14 protein-coding genes, 2 tRNA genes and 3 rRNA genes are annotated in these 21,217 nt (G+C 62.5%); 8 read left to right on the forward strand and 11 right to left on the reverse strand.

The features are described 5' to 3' along the window. Nucleotides 1-7: 7 nt before the first annotated feature. On the reverse strand, nt 8-3,598 hold the full coding sequence (locus tag FFI87_RS01280; RefSeq protein ID WP_138848370.1) for an indolepyruvate ferredoxin oxidoreductase family protein: 3,591 nt from the start codon (nt 3,596-3,598) through the stop codon (nt 8-10). A 320-nt stretch (nt 3,599-3,918) separates the two neighbouring features. Here FFI87_RS01280 and FFI87_RS01285 point away from each other — a divergent pair, with 320 nt between their 5' ends. Next, nucleotides 3,919-4,110, forward strand: coding sequence for a hypothetical protein (locus tag FFI87_RS01285; RefSeq protein ID WP_012362877.1), 192 nt, complete (start codon nt 3,919-3,921; stop codon nt 4,108-4,110). 114 nt (nt 4,111-4,224) lie between these two features. On the opposite strand, the gene hppD is transcribed toward FFI87_RS01285, so the two are convergent. Beyond that, nucleotides 4,225-5,322: a 4-hydroxyphenylpyruvate dioxygenase gene (hppD, locus tag FFI87_RS01290; protein ID WP_105832055.1), complete on the reverse strand. Its 1,098-nt coding sequence runs from the start codon at nt 5,320-5,322 to the stop codon at nt 4,225-4,227. Nucleotides 5,323-5,535: 213 nt separating this feature from the next. Here hppD and FFI87_RS01295 point away from each other — a divergent pair, with 213 nt between their 5' ends. Beyond that, nucleotides 5,536-6,051: an Lrp/AsnC family transcriptional regulator gene (locus FFI87_RS01295; protein WP_138848369.1), complete on the forward strand. Its 516-nt coding sequence runs from the start codon at nt 5,536-5,538 to the stop codon at nt 6,049-6,051. A gap of 49 nt (nt 6,052-6,100) precedes the next feature. On the opposite strand, the gene FFI87_RS01300 is transcribed toward FFI87_RS01295, so the two are convergent. The 9 genes from FFI87_RS01300 to paaA all read right to left on the reverse strand — a co-directional run bounded on the left by FFI87_RS01300 (nt 6,101) and on the right by paaA (nt 13,142). Continuing rightward, on the reverse strand, nt 6,101-6,487 hold the full coding sequence (locus tag FFI87_RS01300) for a DUF805 domain-containing protein (protein WP_186381712.1): 387 nt from the start codon (nt 6,485-6,487) through the stop codon (nt 6,101-6,103). Nucleotides 6,488-6,884: 397 nt separating this feature from the next. Continuing rightward, nucleotides 6,885-7,520, reverse strand: coding sequence for a GNAT family N-acetyltransferase (locus FFI87_RS01305; RefSeq protein WP_012362881.1), 636 nt, complete (start codon nt 7,518-7,520; stop codon nt 6,885-6,887). A gap of 234 nt (nt 7,521-7,754) precedes the next feature. After that, nucleotides 7,755-8,360 carry a TetR/AcrR family transcriptional regulator gene (locus FFI87_RS01310; protein ID WP_012362882.1) on the reverse strand — a complete coding sequence of 202 codons (606 nt, stop codon included), beginning with the start codon at nt 8,358-8,360 and terminating at the stop codon, nt 7,755-7,757. Nucleotides 8,361-8,382: 22 nt separating this feature from the next. Next, the gene (locus FFI87_RS01315) at nt 8,383-9,198 is read right to left on the reverse strand and encodes a DUF1835 domain-containing protein (protein ID WP_138848367.1); all 816 of its coding nucleotides are present in this window, start codon (nt 9,196-9,198) and stop codon (nt 8,383-8,385) included. A gap of 130 nt (nt 9,199-9,328) precedes the next feature. After that, nucleotides 9,329-10,417 (reverse strand): 1,2-phenylacetyl-CoA epoxidase subunit PaaE, encoded by a 1,089-nt coding sequence (gene paaE / locus FFI87_RS01320; protein ID WP_011655750.1) that lies wholly within the window; start codon nt 10,415-10,417, stop codon nt 9,329-9,331. Between the two features lie 2 nt (nt 10,418-10,419). Next, nucleotides 10,420-10,983 (reverse strand): 1,2-phenylacetyl-CoA epoxidase subunit PaaD, encoded by a 564-nt coding sequence (gene paaD, locus FFI87_RS01325; protein WP_012362884.1) that lies wholly within the window; start codon nt 10,981-10,983, stop codon nt 10,420-10,422. Nucleotides 10,984-11,008: 25 nt separating this feature from the next. Beyond that, complete coding sequence (paaC, locus tag FFI87_RS01330; protein WP_138848366.1) at nt 11,009-11,812, reverse strand: 1,2-phenylacetyl-CoA epoxidase subunit PaaC; 804 nt, start codon at nt 11,810-11,812, stop codon at nt 11,009-11,011. A gap of 10 nt (nt 11,813-11,822) precedes the next feature. Beyond that, on the reverse strand, nt 11,823-12,107 hold the full coding sequence (gene paaB, locus FFI87_RS01335) for a 1,2-phenylacetyl-CoA epoxidase subunit PaaB (protein ID WP_012362886.1): 285 nt from the start codon (nt 12,105-12,107) through the stop codon (nt 11,823-11,825). Nucleotides 12,108-12,143: 36 nt separating this feature from the next. Then, nucleotides 12,144-13,142 carry a 1,2-phenylacetyl-CoA epoxidase subunit PaaA gene (paaA, locus tag FFI87_RS01340; protein WP_138848365.1) on the reverse strand — a complete coding sequence of 333 codons (999 nt, stop codon included), beginning with the start codon at nt 13,140-13,142 and terminating at the stop codon, nt 12,144-12,146. A gap of 201 nt (nt 13,143-13,343) precedes the next feature. Between paaA and FFI87_RS01345 the strand changes: the two genes are divergently transcribed. The 6 genes from FFI87_RS01345 to rrf all read left to right on the forward strand — a co-directional run bounded on the left by FFI87_RS01345 (nt 13,344) and on the right by rrf (nt 20,486). Continuing rightward, nucleotides 13,344-14,621, forward strand: coding sequence for an SGNH/GDSL hydrolase family protein (locus FFI87_RS01345; protein WP_138848364.1), 1,278 nt, complete (start codon nt 13,344-13,346; stop codon nt 14,619-14,621). Nucleotides 14,622-15,204: 583 nt separating this feature from the next. Further along, a 16S ribosomal RNA gene (locus FFI87_RS01360) occupies nt 15,205-16,737 on the forward strand. 62 nt (nt 16,738-16,799) lie between these two features. After that, nucleotides 16,800-16,876, forward strand: a tRNA-Ile gene (locus FFI87_RS01365). A 96-nt stretch (nt 16,877-16,972) separates the two neighbouring features. Further along, nucleotides 16,973-17,048: transfer RNA gene (locus FFI87_RS01370), tRNA-Ala, on the forward strand. A gap of 290 nt (nt 17,049-17,338) precedes the next feature. Next, nucleotides 17,339-20,220: ribosomal RNA gene (locus tag FFI87_RS01380) — 23S ribosomal RNA — on the forward strand. 153 nt (nt 20,221-20,373) lie between these two features. Further along, a 5S ribosomal RNA gene (rrf, locus tag FFI87_RS01385) occupies nt 20,374-20,486 on the forward strand. The 16S, 23S and 5S rRNA genes sit together here with 2 tRNA genes alongside, the layout of an rRNA operon. Nucleotides 20,487-21,217: the final 731 nt, after the last annotated feature.

The raw sequence follows: 21,217 nt of genomic DNA on the forward strand, positions 1-21,217 counted from the left end.
TGTACCGTTACGCGACCTGCTGGCTCGTCTGCCCGGCCGTCGGCGAACGCCACTGCGCGAGCAGCGTGTTCCACTTCTGGCGCACCGCGCGCAGGTTGTTCTCCTTCACGTGGCCATAGCCGCGAATGCCGTCCGGCAGCGCCGCGAGCTCGAGCGCGAGCGGGCGGTTGGCCGCGTTCAGCTTGGCCGTCACTTCGCCGATCAGCGCTTCGTACTCGCCGATCAGTGCGCGCTCGGTGCGGCGCTCCTCGGTGCGGCCGAACGGGTCGAGCCCGGTGCCGCGCAGAAACTTCGCCTTCGCGAGCAGCCGGAACGCGGACATCATCCACGGGCCGTACGCCTTCTTCACGAGATGGCCGTGTGCATCCGTCTTCGCGAACAGCGGCGGCGCGAGGTGGAATTTCAGCTTCCAGTCGCCTTCGAACTGCGACGACAGGCGCGCGAGGAACGCAGGATCGGACTGCAGCCGCGCGACCTCATATTCGTCCTTGTACGCCATCAGCTTGAACAGATTGCGTGCGACCGCTTCGGTCAGCGGCTCCTGCACGGCGTCGCCGTCCGCCAGCGCGCGTTCGGCGGCCCGCACGCGGTCGACGAAGGCAGCATAGCGCGCTGCGTACGCGGCGTTCTGGTACGCGGTGAGGAACTCCACGCGCTTCGCGATCAATGCGTCGACCGCCTTCTTCGTGTGTAGCGCGATCACCGTCGCGCCCTGCACGGGGCGCGCGTCGCCGGCCGCAGCCTGCTTCACGCTCGCGAGGTCGTGCGCGGCGCGGCGACCCCAGTCGAACGCCGCCCGGTTCTTCTCGACCGATACCGCGTTCAGCTCGATCGCGCGTTCGAGCGACGCGAGCGTCAGCGGCAGCCAGCCTTTCTGCCACGCGTAGCCGAGCACGAACGGGTTCGTGTAGATCGCGTCGCCGAGCAGCGCGACCGCGAAGCGGTTCGCATCGATGAAGTCGACGGCCGAGCCGGCCGCCGCGCGGATGTCGTTTTCGGCGGACACGCCCGGGAACGCCCAGTTCGGGTTCTTGATGAACTCGGCGGTCGGCGTCTGCGCGCTGTTGACGACCACGCGCGTCGTGTCGTGCCGCATCCGCGACGTGCATTCGTCGCCGGCCGTGACGATCGCGTCGCAGCCGATCACGAGGTCGGCTTCGCCCATCGCGATCCGCGTCGCGTGGATGTCGGTCGGCGCGTGCGAGATCTGTACGTGGCTCATCACGGCGCCGCCTTTCTGCGCGAGGCCCGTGACGTCGAGCACGGTCACGCCCTTGTTCTCCAGGTGCGCGGCCATGCCGAGCAGCGCGCCGATCGTGACGACGCCCGTGCCGCCGACGCCCGTGACGAGCACGCCGTATGCACGATCGATCGCCGGCAGCGCCGGCTCCGGAATCGGCGGCAGCGCGCCGCCGTCGACCGACACGGCCTGCGGCTTCTTCAACTGGCCGCCCTCGACCGTGACGAAGCTCGGGCAGAAGCCCTTCAGGCACGAGAAGTCCTTGTTGCAGCTCGACTGGTTGATCTGGCGCTTCGTGCCGAATTCGGTTTCGAGCGGCTCGACCGACAGGCAGTTCGACTGCACCGAGCAGTCGCCGCAGCCTTCGCACACCGCGTCGTTGATCACGACGCGCTTCGCCGGATCGGGATACGTGCCGCGTTTGCGGCGGCGGCGTTTCTCGGTTGCGCAGGTCTGGTCGTAGATCAGGATCGTCGTGCCTTCGATCTCGCGCAGCTCGCGCTGCACGTCGTCGAGCTGGTCGCGGTGATGGATCGTCACGCCCGGCGCGAGCAGCGCCTTCTGGTCGTCGTACTTTTCCGGCTCATCGGTGACGATCACGATCTTCTTCGCGCCTTCGGACGCGAGCTGGTGCGTGATCTGCGGCACCGTCAGCACGCCGTCGACCGGCTGGCCGCCCGTCATTGCGACGGCGTCGTTGTAGAGGATCTTGTAGGTGATGTTCGCCTTCGACGAGATCGCCGCGCGCACCGCCAGCAGGCCCGAGTGGAAATAGGTGCCGTCGCCGAGGTTCGCGAACACGTGCTTTTCGTCGGTGAACGGCGCCTGGCCGATCCACGGCACGCCTTCGCCGCCCATCTGGCTGAAGGTGCTGGTGCTGCGGTCCATCCACACCGTCATGTAGTGGCAGCCGATCCCGGCGATCGCGCGCGAGCCTTCCGGCACGTTGGTCGACGTGTTGTGCGGGCAGCCCGAGCAGAACCACGGCTTGCGCTCGGTCTGCACGTGCGGCTTCGCGAGCGCCATTTCCTTCGCGTTGATCACCGCGAGCCGCGCGGCGATGCGCGCGCGCACGTCGGACGGCAGCTCGAACTTCTCGAGGCGCGTCGCGATCGCCTTCGCGATGATCGCGGGCGACAGTTCGTAGTGCGCGGGCAGCAGCCAGTTGCCCATCGGCACCGACCATTCGCCGCCGGCGCCGTCCTTCTCGTCGAACTTGCCGAATACGCGCGGGCGCTGCGCATCGGGCCAGTTGTACAGCTCTTCCTTGATCGCGTATTCGAGGATCTGACGCTTTTCCTCGACGACGAGGATTTCGTCGAGGCCGCGCGCGAATGCTTGCGCGCCTTGCGCCTCGAGCGGCCATACGCAGCCGACCTTGTAGAGGCGGATGCCGATCCGGGCGCAGGTTTCGTCGTCGAGGCCGAGGTCGCTCAGCGCCTGGCGCACGTCGAGGTATGCCTTGCCGCCCGTCATGATCCCGAAGCGCGCGGTTGGCGAGTCGATCTCGATCCGGTCGAGCTTGTTCGCGCGCACATAGGCGAGCGCCGCGTACCACTTGTAGTCCAGCAGCCGCGCTTCCTGCACGAGCGGCGGGTCGGGCCAGCGGATGTTCAGGCCGCCTTCCGGCAGGATGAAGTCGGTCGGCAGCACGATCTCGGTGCGATGCGGGTCGATGTCGACCGACGCCGACGATTCGACCACGTCCGTCACGCACTTGAGTGCGACCCACAGGCCCGAGTAGCGGCTCATCGCCCAGCCGTGCAGGCCGAAGTCGAGATATTCCTGCACGTTGGAGGGGAACAGCACCGGCAGCCCGCAGGCCTTGAAGATGTGTTCGGACTGGTGCGCGAGCGTCGACGATTTCGCCGCGTGGTCGTCGCCGGCGAGCACGAGCACGCCGCCGTGCGGCGACGAGCCGGCCGAGTTCGCGTGCTTGAATACGTCACCGGTGCGGTCGACGCCCGGACCCTTGCCGTACCACATGCCGAACACGCCGTCGTACTTCGCGCCGGGGTACAGGTTCACCTGCTGCGAGCCCCACACGGCGGTGGCGGCGAGATCTTCGTTGAGACCGGGCTGGAAGACGATCTGGTGGGCGGCGAGGTGCTGCTTGGCCTTCCACAGCGAGAGGTCGAGGCCGCCAAGCGGCGAACCGCGATATCCGGAGATGAAGCCGGCCGTGTTGAGGCCGGCGGCGCGGTCGCGTTCCTGCTGGAGCATCGGCAGGCGCACGAGCGCCTGGATGCCGCTCATGTACGCGCGGCCGCGTTCGAGCGTGTATTTGTCGTCGAGCGTGACGGACTTCAGCGCGGCTTCGAGCGAAGCGCGTTGGTCGGCGTCTAGCGGGGCATTCATTGAACAGTCTCCTCCACCCAGTTTGGGATCACCAAAGCTTCAAGTGCGTCGACGTCTTGTGAACGTCTCGGCAGTGGCCGGCATATTGGCCGGTTTTAAGCGATGGTAGCACTGGGATAAACCCGTCGCCCACCGGCCAATTGGCCACCGCGCGTCGACAAAACGGCGCGCCGCCATGCGTTACATCATGTAAAAGCATGTAAAGCCGGCCCCATCTTCGTACAAATGCCGTTAATCTTGTCGGCCTGCCGGAGGTGCCCGGCCGCGTCGGCCCGTTTCGACGCAACCGGGGAGGCGCCGGCAGTTTTTAAGGAGGTGCAATGAACACACGTCATATCCAGAGTTTCCTGATCGTGTCCGCGGCGTTTTTCGCGATGACCGGCCCGGTGCACGCGCGCGGCGCGAGCGCACTGGCGGCAGCCGGCGCGCAGATGCGTCAGATCGCGCCGGCGCAGGACGCCGCCGCGCAGCCGGCCGAGCGCGCCATCGCAGCGAAGGCGAACGTGCGTTGATCCGTTCGCGCGGCCGCCGGGCCGCGCCGAAACGCGCAGAACGACAAAAGGGCGGGAATCGCAAGATTCCCGCCCTTTTTTCTTGTGCCGCCGATATGCGCGCGGCGGTGAGCGTCAGGCCTTGTCCTGGACCACGCCGCGGCGGATCTGGTCGAGCTCGATCGATTCGAACAGCGCCTTGAAGTTGCCTTCGCCGAAGCCCTGGTTGCCCTTGCGCTGAATGATCTCGAAGAAGATCGGGCCGATCTGGTTCTCGGTGAAGATCTGCAGCAGCAGGTCGTCGCGGGCGCCGTCGATCAGGATCTTGCGCTTCTTCAGCTCGTCAAGCGATTCGCCGTGGTTCGGCACGCGGCGGTCGACCAGCTCGTAATAGGTGTCGATCGTGTCGAGCAGCTTCACTTCCTTGCCGCGCAGGCCATCGACCGCGCGGTAGATGTCGTTCGTGCCGAGCGCGATGTGCTGGATGCCTTCGCCGTGGTACGCGTCGAGGTATTCCTGGATCTGGCCGGCCGTGTCCGAGCCTTCCTCGTTGATCGGGATCCGGATCTTGCCGCACGGCGACGTCATCGCCTTCGACTTCACGCCCGTGACCTTGCCTTCGATGTCGAAGTAGCGCACTTCGCGGAAGTTGAACAGGCGCTCGTAGAACTCGGCCCATTCCTGCATGCGGCCGCGATGCACGTTGTGCGTCAGGTGGTCGATATAGGTGAGGCCGTGGCCGACGGGGTTCGGATTCGCGCCGGCGATCGGCTCGAAGTCGACGTCATAGATGGAGATGTCGCCGATCGCACCCGGCTGCGCGCCGTTCTTGCCGCGCCAGCGGTCGACGAAATAGATCAGCGAATCGCCGATGCCCTTGATCGCCGGGATGTTCAGCTCCATCGGGCCGGTCTTGTTGTCGAAGCCCCACGCGCCGAGGTCGAGCGCGTGCTTGTACGCCTTCGCGGCGTCCTGCACGCGGAACGCGATCGCGCAGATCGACGGGCCGTGCAGGCGCGCGAAGCGTTGTGCGAACGAATCGGGTTCGGCGTTGATGATGAAGTTGATGTCGCCCTGGCGGTAGACCGTCACGTCCTTGTGGCGATGGCGTGCGATCGCGGTGAAACCCATCCGCTCGAACAGCTGTCCGAGCGCTTTCGGATCCGGTGCGGTGTATTCGATGAATTCGAAGCCGTCGGTGCCGACGGGATTCTCCCAGTTGGGGATCTGCATGCCGTGTCTCCTGTGTGCTGTGCGAGCGGCCGGGGCGAGGTGGGGAACCCGGCCGGTTTCAAGTCGAAGGTGATGCGTGGCGCGGCGCGCGCCACGCATCGCTCCATGCGACAAAGTGTAGCGGGCAGGGGGGAGCGTAAACTTGCGAACTTAATTGTCCGTGCCTACGATGACGCAATTTCAAGTCTCGAAATAATCATCGGAGGGCAGAAAATGGCGCAAGCCGAATTGGATGCCATCGACCGGCGGATTCTCGCGATTCTCCAGGAGAACGGCCGCCTGTCGAACCAGGAGATCGCCGAGCGCGTGAGCCTGTCGCCGAGCCCGTGCCTGCGGCGGATCCGCCGGCTCGAGGAAATCGGCGTGATCACCGGCTACGTCGCGCTGCTCGATCCGCAGAAGCTCGGGCTCGACCTGCTCGCCTATGTGAGCGTGCGGCTCGAGAAGCGCGGCGGCCTGGCGCCGGTCCGTGCCGACGAGACGTCGGCGCGCGCGGGCGCGACCCATGCGGAACTGTTCCGCGCGGCCGTGCAGGCCTGGCCGGAAGTGGTCGCGTGTCATGCGATGACGGGCGACATGGATTACCTGCTGCGCGTGCAGGTCGAGGACATGGCGCACTTCTCCCGCTTCGTGCAGGAGCATTTGCTGCACCACCCGTCGGTGATCGACGTGAAGACGAGCTTTTCGCTCGAGTGCTTCAAAGAGACGACGGCGTTGCCGATTCGCTGACGGGCAACGCGTGATGTAGAGACAGGCCGGCTTGCCGTACCGCCCGGGGCTACGCGCGCAGGCGGCGCGGATCGAGGCCGTATCGGTTACCGGCGTTGCGGGGCGCGAGCCACAGCGACACGAGGATCACAATGGGGGCTGCCAACAGGAAGTAGCCGATGCACAGCAGGCCGGAGCGATTGCTGTCGTGCAGGCGCCTGACGTTATAGGCCAGGGTCGCGCATAGTGAAGCGAGCCCGGCGCAGAACAGCAGGAATGACGTTAGCGTTGCGTCGGCGGAAAGCCGATTCTGTGACCATTTGATCAGCGTGACCAGAAGGTAAAAGAGCGGGTAATGGCCGACCAGGAAGCACAGGAAATCCCGGCGTCGCTCCCGGCCACGAAACGACAGCATGCGCTGATAGCCGTTCAGCCATGCGTACAGCGCGGTTTTCATTGTCATCTCCAACCTCGCGAAAATCGGTTCGATGGAGTATGGAAAAACCAGGGTAGACAGCCTCTCACGTCGACCTTTCGCCGAATGAAATAAGCGACTGATCATCTATCGACAGGCGCTGAGAGATCAATGGGATGGGTACGAAAGTGAATGTTCTTCTGAGTGGGCACTGTCCAGCGACAGACGAGCTTGAACTGCACCGCCAGCGGACGCTGAACCGGGAGAGCGGGAAACATGCCGCGATGTCGGCCGCCAATGGGCGGCCGTATCGGTGAGGGAATGGGGTGACGATGACGTCGGCAGCCGTCGGACGCGTGAAGCGCGAAAGGGGCGAGCCCCTTTCGCAGGCTGCAACGGCAGCGCGTCGGTACTTGAGGTGGACGATTCAGCCCCGGTATCAGGCGGGCATCAGCGATTCGATGAACTTCGACGTACGGTGCGCCTGGCGCTTGAGCGCATAGTCGAACACCGCGGCCTGTTCCTGCAGCATCTCGGCGAGGATCGTCGAGTGGTCGGCCGGCGGCAGCGACAGATACGCATCGGCTTCGCCGTACGCGTATTCGATCCGCATTCCGGACTTCTTCGCGATGTGCATCATCGTCGCGTTGCGCGACAGGCAATGCATGTACAGCATCGTCACGCGGGTGTTGCGGCTGCGGATCGCCGCGCGCTCGAACAGCTTCGAGCCGACGCCGCGGCCGCGGGCGCTTTCGAGCACCGACACGCCGAATTCCGCCGTGCGCTTGTCGCCTTCGACCGGCAGGTACGCCAGGTGGCCGACGCCGATCAGTTCGAGCGCATGGTCGAACACGCCGAACACGGTGTCGCGCCCGAAGTCGATGGTGCGGACATAGTTCTCGATCACGTGGTCGGGCACCATCTGGCCGAAGCGCAGCAGGCGGTCCTCTTCGTCGAGCGAGAGAAAGTGGGTGAGCATGCGCTCACGGTCTTTGGAAGCCAGTTCCCTGACGAGAACCGGCGCAGTACCGGCGTGGCCGACGGCATCGGCACGGCGGTTGGATTGCGTGTTCATCGTGGGTTCCTCAGTGTGTTGCTGCACAAGTGTGTTGTGCGACGCAGCGCATTTTACCCGAGCGGGGTTGGGGAAAACCCGTATTTGACGTTATTTGTGCCGAGGGGAAATTCTAAATCCGCTTAGTTCATTTGCTATCTGTTTGATTTTTAACGGATTAAAAATTAATCATATGAAATGCGCGGCGGCTCGTCGCGGTGTGCCCGCCGCGCAACGCTTGCTGCTGCGCGGCAATCACGCGCCCGGCGACAGCCCGCGCTCCATCAGGTCGATCACCTGTTCGGCGAAGTCGCGGTAGCCGAGGCGGCCGCCGGGCTTGAGCCACGTGAACGTCCAGTTGATCATCCCGAACACCATCATCGTGACCGACGTCTGGTTTTCCTTGGAGATGCGGTCCGGATAGGCGCGTGCGAGCTGGCGCGCGAAGGCCGCGACGATGTCGCGCTGGCGATCCAGCACGATTTCGCGCTGCGCATCCTCCAGATACTTCACGTCGTTGAGCAGCGCGACGTGGCGGCTGTGCGACGTCTCGTACTCGGCGAGGAACGCCCGCACCAGTTCGGCGAACGCGTCGCGCTCGGTGAGGCCGCGCCGCTGGCTGGCGCCTTCGACCTCGGCGATGATCAGCATCAATCGTTTCGTGTAGCGGTCGAGCAGGTCGAACAGGATCGCTTCCTTGCTCTCGTAATAGTGATAGAGCCGCGCCTTCGACGTGCCGCTCGCGGTCGCGAGATCGGACATCGACGTGCTCGGATAGCTCGTTTGCGCGAATTTCTCGGCGGCGAGATCGAGGATCTGCTCGCGCTGGGATTCGTGGTCGGGCGCTCGGGTACGGGCCATGGTGGAATGCGAAAGAGTAGCGTTAGCGGGGCGCGGCGGGCGCGCGTACCTGCGTGAAAGAGAGGGCGGCCGGCGCGTCGTCCTGCAGCTCGAGCCGGCCGGCTGCCGCGAGTTCGCGGCAGCGCCACCAGGCGATCGAGTCGCTGACGAACAGCCCGCCGCGGTCGGCGCCGGCCATGATGCCGCCGACCACGCGCCGTGCGGGTTGCCAGCCGGTTTCCGTGTGCGCTGCGATCAGCGCGTCGAGGTCGGCGTACTGGCCGCTCTTGATCGTGTTGCTCACCCAGTAGCGCAATTCGGCATTCAGGTGCTTGGCCTCCTGCCATTCGAGCGCGAGGCGGCCGATGCGCAGCACCGAGACCGGCGCGGCCATCGGCCGTTTGCGCGCGAGCGCCGCCGGCGAGAACATCCCGGTCGAACAGGCCTGGTCGGTGCGGGTCAGCGCTGCGCGCTGCGGTGCGTCGAGGTCGGCGGCCGACAACCGCACCTCGTTCAGGCGCTGCGGCACGTTGCGCAGGTGATAGGCGACGCGGCGCAGCAGCAGCTTGTCGCCGACGCTCGGCGCGTGCCAGACCACCACCTGCCCCGTGTCCATCGCGAGCTGGTCGAGGCGGGCGAACTCGCCCTGGATTTCCGCATTCCAATCGGGAATCTGATCGCCGAGCACGCGCTGCCAGAAGGCGGCGCGCGTGTCGGGCGTCTCGTCGGCGCCCTTCAGCGGCCCGACCGCGAGATCGTCGAGCAATCCGACGACGCGCTCGTCGCGTCCGGCTTGCGCGAGCGCCTCGCGCAACGACGCGGCGGCGGTGCCGCCCTGAATCACGTGAATGGTACTCATCGGCCTGTCATCGAACAAAAGAAAACCGCCGGACGGGCGGACGCGATGACGTCCAGCCGGCCGGCGGCCCCTAGTGTAAGCGAGATGTGTGACGACGAGAAACCGGCACGCCGCGCCGGTCCGACGCCGCTCAACGCTCGTCGAAGCTTACGACGACCTTGTCGCTGATCGGGTGGCACTGGCACGTGAGCACGAAGCCGTCCTTCACTTCGTGTTCCTCGAGCGTGTAGTTCTTTTCCATCCGCACTTCGCCTTCGACCACCTTCGCCCGGCACGTGCAGCACACGCCGCCCTTGCAAGCGTAGGGCAGCGCGAGGCCCGCTCGCAGGCCGACGTCGAGCAGGCTCACGCCTTCGTACGGCAGACGCAGCTTGCGCTTCTTGCCGTCGAGCACGATTTCGAGGTCCGCGGCCGGCGTCGTGTCGGTGATCTCGACGACGGGGGCGCCGGCCTGCGGCAGCGGTGTGCCGAAGCGTTCGACATGGACCTTCGCCTGCGGCACGCCGGCCGCTTTCAGCGCGGCTTCGGCTGCGTCCATCATCGGTGCGGGGCCGCAGATGAACGCTTCGTCGATCGCGTCGGCGGGCATCAGCGTGGCGAGGAATTCCGCGCATTTCGCCTGGTCGAGGACGCCATTGAACAGCTCGACGTCCTGCTGGTCGTCCGACAGCACGTGATACAGGACGAAGCGGTCCATGTAGCGGTTCTTCAGGTCCTCGAGCTCCTCCGCGAACATGATCGCGTCGACGCTGCGGTTGCCGTAGATCAGCGTGAACGTGCTGCGCGGTTCGAGTTCGAGCGTCGTCTTCACGATCGCGAGCACCGGCGTGATGCCCGAGCCGCCGGAGAACGCGACGTACTGCTTGCCGTGATCGGCGTTCAGGTGCGTGAAGAAGCGGCCGTCCGGCGTCATCACGTCGATCGTATGGCCGGGCTTCAGCGTGTCGAACGCGAAGTTCGAGAAACGGCCGCCGCGCACGCGCTTGATGCCGATGCGCAGCTCGCCGTCGCGGTCGTAGTCGGTCGTGCCGACACAGATCGAGTACGAGCGGCGCGTTTCCTCGCCGTCGATATGGGTCTTCAGCGTGACGAACTGGCCCTGCGTGAAGCGGAACGCATCGCGCAGCTCCGGCGGCACGTCGAAGGAGACGGTAACGGCGTCGGCGGTCTCGGGGCGCACGTCGCGGATACGCAGCGGGTGAAATTGCGGAGTCGCCATGATCAATAGGGTTTGAAGTAGTCGAAGGGTTCGCGGCAGTCGACGCAGCGATACAGCGCCTTGCAGGCCGTGGACGCGAATTGCGCGAGGCGCTCGGTGCGCGCGGAGCCGCAGCGCGGGCAAACGGGCGCCGCGACTGGCCGCGGCACGAAACGCACGACGGTTTCCCGTGGCGCGGCGCTGCCGCATTGACCGACGGGCGGCGCGATGCCATAGGCGCGCAGCTTCTCGCGCGCTTCCTGCGTGATCCAGTCGGTCGTCCACGCCGGTGCGAGCACCGTCTCGATCCGGTGCGGCGGCAGCTCGGCGGCCTGCAGCGCGGCGGCGATGTCCTCGGCGATCTGCGACATGGCCGGACAGCCGGAGTAGGTCGGCGTGATCACGACTTCGAGCAGGCCGTCGTCCGCGCGACGGACGTCGCGCAGGATGCCGAGCTCGCGGATCGACACGACCGGGATTTCCGGATCGGGCACTGCTTCGAGCACGTCCCACGCACGCGCGAGCAACGGATCGTTGCGGTGCGCGGCGGGCGTGGCGTCGGCGGGTGTGGCGGTCTGGACGGACATCGTCGGGCTCCGTTGGCTCGGCCGGTTACCAGCTCGCGCCGGGGTGCTGGCGCGCGAGGCTCTGCATTTCCGCGAGCAGGTAGCCCATGTGCTCGGAGTGCTCGCCCTGCTTGCCGGTCGTCACGTGCTGGACAGGTGCCGGCAGGGTGAGCGTCGCTTCCGCGAGCGCATCGTCCACGTCCGCGCGCCACGCGGCTTCGAGCGCGGCCGGTGCTGGGGCGATGCCCCGTGCGGCGACCGTGTCGTCGATTGCATCGGCCGCGAAGAATTCGCGCGTGTACGGAATCAGGTAATCGAGCGCGGCCTGCGCGCGGCGATGCGATTCGTCGGTGCCGTCGCCGAGGCGCACCAGCCATTCGCGCGCGTGCTGCACGTGATAGCGGGTCTCCTTCACCGATTTCGCGGCGATCGCGGCGAGGTGCGCGTCCGTCGACGTTTCGAGCGCCGTCCACACGTGCAGCATCAGCGTCGCGTAGAGGAAGTTGCGCGCGATCGTCACCGCGTAGTCCTTGTCGGCGTGCGCGGTGCCGGCGATCGGGCCGTAGTGCGGCAGCTCGGCGAGCGTGAAGTTCGCGAATTCGCGCTCGGTGCGGAAGTACGCGTAATCGTCTTCCGTCTTCGCCGCGCCGTTGAGCTGGCGCTCGAGTTCGGCTGCGTGCGTATACAGCATGCGGGCCTGGCCGATGAGGTCGAGGCTCATGTTGGTGAGCGCGATGTCTTCCTCGAGGATCGGGCCGTGGCCGCACCATTCGGCGTTGCGCTGACCGAGGGTCAGCGCGTTGTCCGCAAGGCGCAGCACGTAGGAGAGGTGTTCGGGCGTGATCGTCATGGCGCGGGCGTTACATGTGGTTGACTTCGTCGGGCAGCGTGTAGAACGTCGGGTGACGGTAGATCTTGTCTCCCGCCGGTTCGAACAGCTCGGCCTTCTCGGCCGGATCCGACGCGGTGATCGCCGACGACGGCACCACCCAGATGCTCACGCCTTCCTGGCGGCGCGTGTAGACGTCGCGCGCCATGCGCAGCGCCATCGACGCGTCGGACGCGTGCAGGCTGCCGCAATGCTTGTGGTCGAGCCCCTGCTTGCTGCGCACGAACACTTCCCAGATCGGCCATTCCTTGTTCATCACTCTCTCCTGAATCCTGTATTCGATGGTTGCCGCTCAGGCGGCGTGCTGTTCGGCGCGGGCGCGGCGCTTCGCTTCGTGCGCGAGTGCGGCTTCGCGTACCCACGCGCCGTCGTCGTGCGCCTTCACGCGGGTCGCGAGGCGTTCCTTGTTGCAAGGGCCGTCGCCGTTGACGACGCGCCAGAATTCATCCCAGTCGATCGCGCCGTAGTCGTGGTGGCCGCGCGCGTCGTTCCATTTCAGGTCCGGGTCGGGCAGCGTCACGCCGAGGACCTTCGCCTGGTCGACCGTCGCGTCGACGAACTTCTGCCGCAGGTCGTCGTTCGAGATCCGCTTGATGCCCCATTTCGCCGACTGGCTGCTGTGGACAGAATCGGCGTCGCTCGGGCCGAACATCATCAGCACCGGCCACCACCAGCGGTTCACGGCCTGCTGGACCATCGCGCGCTGCGCGTCGGTGCCCTTCATCATCGACAGCAACGCATCGAAACCCTGGCGCTGGTGGAACGATTCTTCCTTGCACACGCGGATCATCGCGCGCGCGTACGGGCCGTACGTGCAGCGGCACAGCGGGATCTGGTTCATGATCGCGGCGCCGTCGACGAGCCAGCCGATCACGCCGACGTCGGCCCAGGTCGGCGTCGGGTAGTTGAAGATGCTCGAGTATTTCGCCTTGCCGGCGTGCAGCGCGTCGATCAGCGAATCGCGCGATACGCCGAGCGTTTCGGCCGCGCTATATAGATAGAGGCCGTGGCCGGCTTCGTCCTGGACTTTCGCGAGCAGGATCGCCTTGCGCTTCAGGCTCGGCGCGCGCGAGATCCAGTTGCCTTCCGGCAGCATGCCGACCACTTCCGAGTGCGCATGCTGCGAGATCTGGCGGACCAGCGTCTTGCGATAGGCGTCGGGCATCCAGTCCTGCGGTTCGATCTTGCCGTCCGCGGCCATGACCGCGTCGAACCGCGCCTGCTCGGGCGACTCGGCTGTGGCGTCGAGCGGCGCGACGTTGCCGGGGATGTCGAGGGATTGCGTGTACATGGCGGAGATTCCCGTCCGGTTGAATGTGTGCGAAGTATAAACCAACCGACCGGTCGGTTAATAAATTTCTTGTTGGATTTGCGGGGAGACTCGGGTAAACGAGAGGCGTGGGGGCTCGATCGCTGCACGCGAAGGCGGTTCCGCGCGTGAGATCGGAGCCTTCTGCGGCACAATGCCCGCTTTCCGATGAGGATTTCGCCGATGTCATTTCGAAGCAGTTTCGTCGCGACCGTGCTGGGCGCGTCCATGTTCCTGTCGCCGCTCGCGGCCTCGGCCTCGGCCTCGGCCGCCCAGGCCGGTTGGGTCGCCGCGTGGGCGACGGCGTTGCAGCCGATTCCCGACCTGGCTGCGCCGCCGCCGCTCTATCGTGCGCCCGACGTGGCCGGGCGGACCGTTCGGCAGATCGTCTATCCGACCGTATCGGGACATGCCGCGCGGATTCGCGTGAGCAATGCATATGGTCGTGCGCCGTTGGTGATCGAAGCGGCTGGCCTTGCACGCGCGGGCGACGGCGCGGCGCTTGCCGATGGGGCGAGCAGGGCCGTGCGCTTCGGCGGCAAGGCGTCGGTGACGCTCGCGCCGGGCCAGGAACTCGAAAGCGACCCGGTGACGATCGACGTGACTGCCGGGCGGCCGTATGCGATCAGCCTGCGGATGGGGGCGAACCAGCGGATGACCGTGTGGCACCGTGTGTCGAACCAGTTCAATTACGTATCGGCGCCGGGCGATCACGTGAACGACCCGGGTGCCGGCGCATTCCGCACGCGCTTTACCCAGTATGCGTGGGTGACCGAATTGGCCGTCGAGGCCGGTGCCGCGCGGGCGAGTGTCGCGGCGATCGGGGATTCGATCACCGACGGGCTGCGCTCCAGCCTGAACCGCAACCGTCGCTGGCCGGACGCGCTGGCGCTCCGGCTGACCGTGGCAGGTTCGAATACGCTCGGCGTGGTGAATCTCGGGATCAGCGGCAACCGGCTGCTCAGCGATTCGGCGTGCTACGGCACGTCGCTCGCGTCGCGGTTCGAGCGCGATGCGCTTTCGCGCGCGGGGGTGAAGACGGCCATCGTGCTGATCGGCATCAACGACATCAACTTCGCGGCGATGCCGCCGCGGGCGGGGCTCGATTGTGACAGCCCGCATACGCAGGTCACGGCCGCATCGTTGATCGACGGCTACCGCCGGTTGATCGAGGCCGCGCACCGCCAGGGCGTGAAAGTGTTCGGTGCAACGCTTACGCCTGCCGCATTGCCGGCCGGTCGCGAGGCGATCCGGCTCGAGGTGAACCGGTGGATTCGGAGCGGCGGCGGGTTCGACGGTGTGGTCGACTTCGACGCCGTGCTGCGCGACCCGGCACGCCCGAGCGTGCTGCTGCGCCGATACGACAGCGGTGACGGCATTCACCCGAGCGACGCCGGCTACACGGCGATGGCTGAGGCGGTGCCGATTGAGCAACTGCACGCCGCGGTTGGCGGCAAGTGAAATCGCCCAGTACATATATATAGAGAGAGGGAGTGCGACCAGCGCCAGCTGCATCAGGATCGCCGGCGGTGCGTAGTCCGTTGAACTTCCAAGCCCCGGTGCGCGACAGCGCCCGGGGGCTTTTTCAAAATATTTTCACAAAGGGGTTGCGTCGGCAGGGGCGGGTGCTTAGAATCACGCCTCTTTCGCGCTAACGGAAACGCGGCGCGGGAGGAAAGGGAAGCGGTGCTGTCGAGGGAGGTTGCAAGAGCCCCGGCGCACACGAAGGTGAACCCCTCGCGGTCGCAACGAAGCAGTTCAGAAAGTTGTTGACGAGCGAAGAAAGACGGTTCATAATCTCGCTTCTCTGCTGCTGAAAACGCAGCGCTGCCGGGAAACAGAAGGTTTCTCGCAGAAATGCTCTTTAAAAATTAACAGCCGATAAGTGTGGGCGCTTGATGGAAGCGAGCTGATCCTCGGATCAGATAGCGAAAGTATCAAGAGTCTCACACTAAAGTAAGTCAGGTTTATGAAGTGATTCATATTCCTGTCAGCTTTGAGTGAGCGACCGGTTCTTAACCGAACCGAAAACAGTAACAGGTTTAAACTGAAGAGTTTGATCCTGGCTCAGATTGAACGCTGGCGGCATGCCTTACACATGCAAGTCGAACGGCAGCACGGGTGCTTGCACCTGGTGGCGAGTGGCGAACGGGTGAGTAATACATCGGAACATGTCCTGTAGTGGGGGATAGCCCGGCGAAAGCCGGATTAATACCGCATACGATCTACGGATGAAAGCGGGGGACCTTCGGGCCTCGCGCTATAGGGTTGGCCGATGGCTGATTAGCTAGTTGGTGGGGTAAAGGCCTACCAAGGCGACGATCAGTAGCTGGTCTGAGAGGACGACCAGCCACACTGGGACTGAGACACGGCCCAGACTCCTACGGGAGGCAGCAGTGGGGAATTTTGGACAATGGGCGAAAGCCTGATCCAGCAATGCCGCGTGTGTGAAGAAGGCCTTCGGGTTGTAAAGCACTTTTGTCCGGAAAGAAATCCTTGGTTCTAATACAGCCGGGGGATGACGGTACCGGAAGAATAAGCACCGGCTAACTACGTGCCAGCAGCCGCGGTAATACGTAGGGTGCGAGCGTTAATCGGAATTACTGGGCGTAAAGCGTGCGCAGGCGGTTTGCTAAGACCGATGTGAAATCCCCGGGCTCAACCTGGGAACTGCATTGGTGACTGGCAGGCTAGAGTATGGCAGAGGGGGGTAGAATTCCACGTGTAGCAGTGAAATGCGTAGAGATGTGGAGGAATACCGATGGCGAAGGCAGCCCCCTGGGCCAATACTGACGCTCATGCACGAAAGCGTGGGGAGCAAACAGGATTAGATACCCTGGTAGTCCACGCCCTAAACGATGTCAACTAGTTGTTGGGGATTCATTTCCTTAGTAACGTAGCTAACGCGTGAAGTTGACCGCCTGGGGAGTACGGTCGCAAGATTAAAACTCAAAGGAATTGACGGGGACCCGCACAAGCGGTGGATGATGTGGATTAATTCGATGCAACGCGAAAAACCTTACCTACCCTTGACATGGTCGGAATCCTGCTGAGAGGCGGGAGTGCTCGAAAGAGAACCGGCGCACAGGTGCTGCATGGCTGTCGTCAGCTCGTGTCGTGAGATGTTGGGTTAAGTCCCGCAACGAGCGCAACCCTTGTCCTTAGTTGCTACGCAAGAGCACTCTAAGGAGACTGCCGGTGACAAACCGGAGGAAGGTGGGGATGACGTCAAGTCCTCATGGCCCTTATGGGTAGGGCTTCACACGTCATACAATGGTCGGAACAGAGGGTTGCCAACCCGCGAGGGGGAGCTAATCCCAGAAAACCGATCGTAGTCCGGATTGCACTCTGCAACTCGAGTGCATGAAGCTGGAATCGCTAGTAATCGCGGATCAGCATGCCGCGGTGAATACGTTCCCGGGTCTTGTACACACCGCCCGTCACACCATGGGAGTGGGTTTTACCAGAAGTGGCTAGTCTAACCGCAAGGAGGACGGTCACCACGGTAGGATTCATGACTGGGGTGAAGTCGTAACAAGGTAGCCGTATCGGAAGGTGCGGCTGGATCACCTCCTTTCCAGAGCTTCTCGCAAAGTTGAGCGCTCACGCTTATCGGCTGTAAATTAAAGACAGACTCAGGGGTCTGTAGCTCAGTCGGTTAGAGCACCGTCTTGATAAGGCGGGGGTCGTTGGTTCGAATCCAACCAGACCCACCATTGTCTTGTCTGGCGTGTCGGTGATCGTTAGCGCTTTAGCGCTTACGAGCAGCCCATGCCGAGAGGCGGTAGGTACCTGAGGAAATCTGTACTCATGGGGGCATAGCTCAGCTGGGAGAGCACCTGCTTTGCAAGCAGGGGGTCGTCGGTTCGATCCCGTCTGCCTCCACCAATCCTCAATGACAAGCGTTCGACGTCGTCGAATCTTTGTCATTGGCGATTGAGCCAGTCAGAGTGATATCAACAGATATCGGCTGTCGTTCTTTAACAATCTGGAAGAAGTAAGTAATTTGGATAGCGGAAGCGTCTTGAGATGGACGTGAAAGTTATCCGGGTTGTGATTGTATCGATGTATCTCAAGATGATTCGAACTCTATGTTCGACTCAATTGGAATACGGCACAACGCGAGAACTCAACCTGTAGCGACTGTCGCGTCGAAAGATGAGACAGACTCGTTATAGGGTCAAGCGAACAAGTGCATGTGGTGGATGCCTTGGCGATCACAGGCGATGAAGGACGCGGTAGCCTGCGAAAAGCTACGGGGAGCTGGCAAACGAGCTTTGATCCGTAGATGTCCGAATGGGGAAACCCACTCCTTTTGGAGTATCCATGGCTGAATACATAGGCCATGCGAAGCGAACGCGGTGAACTGAAACATCTAAGTAACCGCAGGAAAAGAAATCAACCGAGATTCCCAAAGTAGTGGCGAGCGAAATGGGATGAGCCTTGTACTCTTTATTTGTATTGTTAGCCGAACGCTCTGGAAAGTGCGGCCATAGCAGGTGATAGCCCTGTAGGCGAAAACAGTATGAAAGAACTAGGTGTACGACAAGTAGGGCGGGACACGTGAAATCCTGTCTGAAGATGGGGGGACCATCCTCCAAGGCTAAATACTCGTGATCGACCGATAGTGAACCAGTACCGTGAGGGAAAGGCGAAAAGAACCCCGGGAGGGGAGTGAAATAGATCCTGAAACCGCATGCATACAAACAGTCGGAGCCTCGTAAGGGGTGACGGCGTACCTTTTGTATAATGGGTCAGCGACTTACGTTCAGTAGCAAGCTTAACCGTATAGGGCAGGCGTAGCGAAAGCGAGTCCGAATAGGGCGTTCAGTTGCTGGGCGTAGACCCGAAACCAAGTGATCTATCCATGGCCAGGATGAAGGTGCGGTAACACGTACTGGAGGTCCGAACCCACTAACGTTGAAAAGTTAGGGGATGAGCTGTGGATAGGGGTGAAAGGCTAAACAAACTTGGAAATAGCTGGTTCTCTCCGAAAACTATTTAGGTAGTGCCTCGTGTCTCACCTTCGGGGGTAGAGCACTGTCATGGTTGGGGGGTCTATTGCAGATTACCCCGCCATAGCAAACTCCGAATACCGAAGAGTGCAATCACGGGAGACAGACATCGGGTGCTAACGTCCGGTGTCAAGAGGGAAACAACCCAGACCGCCAGCTAAGGTCCCCAAATATAGCTAAGTGGGAAACGAAGTGGGAAGGCTAAAACAGTCAGGAGGTTGGCTTAGAAGCAGCCACCCTTTAAAGAAAGCGTAATAGCTCACTGATCGAGTCGTCCTGCGCGGAAGATGTAACGGGGCTAAGCTATATACCGAAGCTGCGGATGCGTGCTTTGCACGCATGGTAGGAGAGCGTTCCGTAAGCCTGCGAAGGTGCGTTGAAAAGCGTGCTGGAGGTATCGGAAGTGCGAATGCTGACATGAGTAGCGATAAAGGGGGTGAAAGGCCCCCTCGCCGTAAGCCCAAGGTTTCCTACGCAACGTTCATCGGCGTAGGGTGAGTCGGCCCCTAAGGCGAGGCAGAAATGCGTAGCTGATGGGAAGCAGGTCAATATTCCTGCACCATTGTTAGATGCGATGGGGGGACGGATCGCGGAAGGTTGTCCGGGTGTTGGAAGTCCCGGTCGCTGCATTGGAGAAGGCACTTAGGCAAATCCGGGTGCGCAATTCAAGGGTGTGGCGCGAGCTCCCTCGGGAGCGAAGCAATTGGAAGTGGTTCCAAGAAAAGCCTCTAAGCTTCAGTCTAACGATGACCGTACCGCAAACCGACACAGGTGGGCGAGATGAGTATTCTAAGGCGCTTGAGAGAACTCGGGAGAAGGAACTCGGCAAATTGGTACCGTAACTTCGGGATAAGGTACGCCCTTGTAGCTTGATGCGCCTGCGCGCAGAGGGTGAAGGGGTTGCAATAAACTGGTGGCTGCGACTGTTTAATAAAAACACAGCACTCTGCAAACACGAAAGTGGACGTATAGGGTGTGACGCCTGCCCGGTGCCGGAAGATTAAATGATGGGGTGCAAGCTCTTGATTGAAGTCCCGGTAAACGGCGGCCGTAACTATAACGGTCCTAAGGTAGCGAAATTCCTTGTCGGGTAAGTTCCGACCTGCACGAATGGCGTAACGATGGCCACACTGTCTCCTCCCGAGACTCAGCGAAGTTGAAGTGTTTGTGATGATGCAATCTACCCGCGGCTAGACGGAAAGACCCCATGAACCTTTACTGTAGCTTTGCATTGGACTTTGAACCGATCTGTGTAGGATAGGTGGGAGGCTATGAAACCGGAACGCTAGTTTCGGTGGAGCCGTCCTTGAAATACCACCCTGGTTTGTTTGAGGTTCTAACCTTGGCCCGTGATCCGGGTCGGGGACAGTGCATGGTAGGCAGTTTGACTGGGGCGGTCTCCTCCCAAAGCGTAACGGAGGAGTACGAAGGTACGCTAGGTACGGTCGGAAATCGTGCTGATAGTGCAATGGCATAAGCGTGCTTAACTGCGAGACCGACAAGTCGAGCAGGTGCGAAAGCAGGTCATAGTGATCCGGTGGTTCTGTATGGAAGGGCCATCGCTCAACGGATAAAAGGTACTCTGGGGATAACAGGCTGATACCGCCCAAGAGTTCATATCGACGGCGGTGTTTGGCACCTCGATGTCGGCTCATCTCATCCTGGGGCTGTAGCCGGTCCCAAGGGTATGGCTGTTCGCCATTTAAAGAGGTACGTGAGCTGGGTTTAAAACGTCGTGAGACAGTTTGGTCCCTATCTGCCGTGGGCGTTGGATATTTGAAGGGGGCTGCTCCTAGTACGAGAGGACCGGAGTGGACGAACCTCTGGTGTACCGGTTGTCACGCCAGTGGCATCGCCGGGTAGCTATGTTCGGAAGAGATAACCGCTGAAAGCATCTAAGCGGGAAACTCGCCTTAAGATGAGATATCCCTGGGGACTAGATCCCCTTGAAGGGTCGTTCGAGACCAGGACGTTGATAGGTCAGGTGTGTAAGCGCAGTAATGCGTTCAGCTAACTGATACTAATTGCCCGTAAGGCTTGATCCTATAACAAGTCTGCCTTGTAGATCGGCGCCGTGCGCAAGCACTGGCCGCGATCCCAAGCGACAAGTTGGATTCTCGTGTGTGATACACACAACTCAAAATTACTGCTTCTTCCCAGATTGGTCGCGTTGCGAAGCAGCGCGACAACCCTCTTTGCCTGATGACCATAGCGAGTCGGTCCCACCCCTTCCCATCCCGAACAGGACCGTGAAACGACTCTACGCCGATGATAGTGCGGATTCCCGTGTGAAAGTAGGTAATCGTCAGGCTCCCTAAGCCAGAAACCCCCGCCCGAAAGGCGGGGGTTTTTGCATTGGCGTGGCGAAAAAGCGATGACAGCGAGGTGGGGCCCTTGGCGCCGACGTGCAGGCGAGCTGGCCGGGCAGGATCCTCGCACAGGTCGCATCCGTATCGTCGCTATCTTCGCGGCCACGACAGTGAGCTTGCGCCGCGCGCGGCGCGGAAATGGAGCGATGCCGAATCGTTGGGTTTGATCTGACGACGTCAGGCTAGGTTCTTGTTACCGCTCACCATTGAGCTCCTCGCCGGCTTCCATCATTCGAACGATCGGCCATCGAAAAACCCCGCCGATCGCCCTTGTGCAAGGCGAAGCGTTCGTCATTCGTCTGGCTGTCAGTGGTGGTTGCTTCATGTCCGGAATGATCTCGTTTCCTGGCTTTTCTCCCGTTGTTTGCCGCCTCGAGCGCATTGCACGACTCGCCGACTCGTCACGCCGTGGTGAGCCATTATCGCGGCCCATCGGCATGCGTATTTCGGCTATCTCCGCTCAATATCGGTGATGCCGTTCTGGGATTCGGCGCGCGACCGATGCGTCTGGCGGCAAATCCGTGACGCCCGTGTGGGTGGAACGTACCTGCAAGGCCATGCTTCTCGGCGCAAAGTGCCGAGCGAAATTGTCGCCACGCCTTTCGCCGACGTCGAGACGACACGGAGACAAAAATTTGGTCGACCGGTCCGATTTCGTCAGAGCGCGCGCTGT

It is taken from the genome of Burkholderia sp. KBS0801, assembly GCF_005937855.2.
In the GTDB taxonomy this organism is placed as follows: Bacteria; Pseudomonadota; Gammaproteobacteria; order Burkholderiales; family Burkholderiaceae; genus Burkholderia; species Burkholderia ambifaria.

Bases quoted from the DNA above. Each gene is read 5' to 3' on its own strand.
- FFI87_RS01280 (WP_138848370.1), bottom strand. From the start codon at position 3,598: ATGAATGCCCCGCTAGACGCCGACCAACGCGCTTCGCTCGAAGCCGCG.
- FFI87_RS01285 (WP_012362877.1), top strand. From the start codon at position 3,919: ATGAACACACGTCATATCCAGAGTTTCCTGATCGTGTCCGCGGCGTTT.
- hppD (WP_105832055.1), bottom strand. From the start codon at position 5,322: ATGCAGATCCCCAACTGGGAGAATCCCGTCGGCACCGACGGCTTCGAA.
- FFI87_RS01295 (WP_138848369.1), top strand. From the start codon at position 5,536: ATGGCGCAAGCCGAATTGGATGCCATCGACCGGCGGATTCTCGCGATT.
- FFI87_RS01300 (WP_186381712.1), bottom strand. From the start codon at position 6,487: ATGAAAACCGCGCTGTACGCATGGCTGAACGGCTATCAGCGCATGCTG.
- FFI87_RS01305 (WP_012362881.1), bottom strand. From the start codon at position 7,520: ATGAACACGCAATCCAACCGCCGTGCCGATGCCGTCGGCCACGCCGGT.
- FFI87_RS01310 (WP_012362882.1), bottom strand. From the start codon at position 8,360: ATGGCCCGTACCCGAGCGCCCGACCACGAATCCCAGCGCGAGCAGATC.
- FFI87_RS01315 (WP_138848367.1), bottom strand. From the start codon at position 9,198: ATGAGTACCATTCACGTGATTCAGGGCGGCACCGCCGCCGCGTCGTTG.
- paaE (WP_011655750.1), bottom strand. From the start codon at position 10,417: ATGGCGACTCCGCAATTTCACCCGCTGCGTATCCGCGACGTGCGCCCC.
- paaD (WP_012362884.1), bottom strand. From the start codon at position 10,983: ATGTCCGTCCAGACCGCCACACCCGCCGACGCCACGCCCGCCGCGCAC.
- paaC (WP_138848366.1), bottom strand. From the start codon at position 11,812: ATGACGATCACGCCCGAACACCTCTCCTACGTGCTGCGCCTTGCGGAC.
- paaB (WP_012362886.1), bottom strand. From the start codon at position 12,107: ATGAACAAGGAATGGCCGATCTGGGAAGTGTTCGTGCGCAGCAAGCAG.
- paaA (WP_138848365.1), bottom strand. From the start codon at position 13,142: ATGTACACGCAATCCCTCGACATCCCCGGCAACGTCGCGCCGCTCGAC.
- FFI87_RS01345 (WP_138848364.1), top strand. From the start codon at position 13,344: ATGTCATTTCGAAGCAGTTTCGTCGCGACCGTGCTGGGCGCGTCCATG.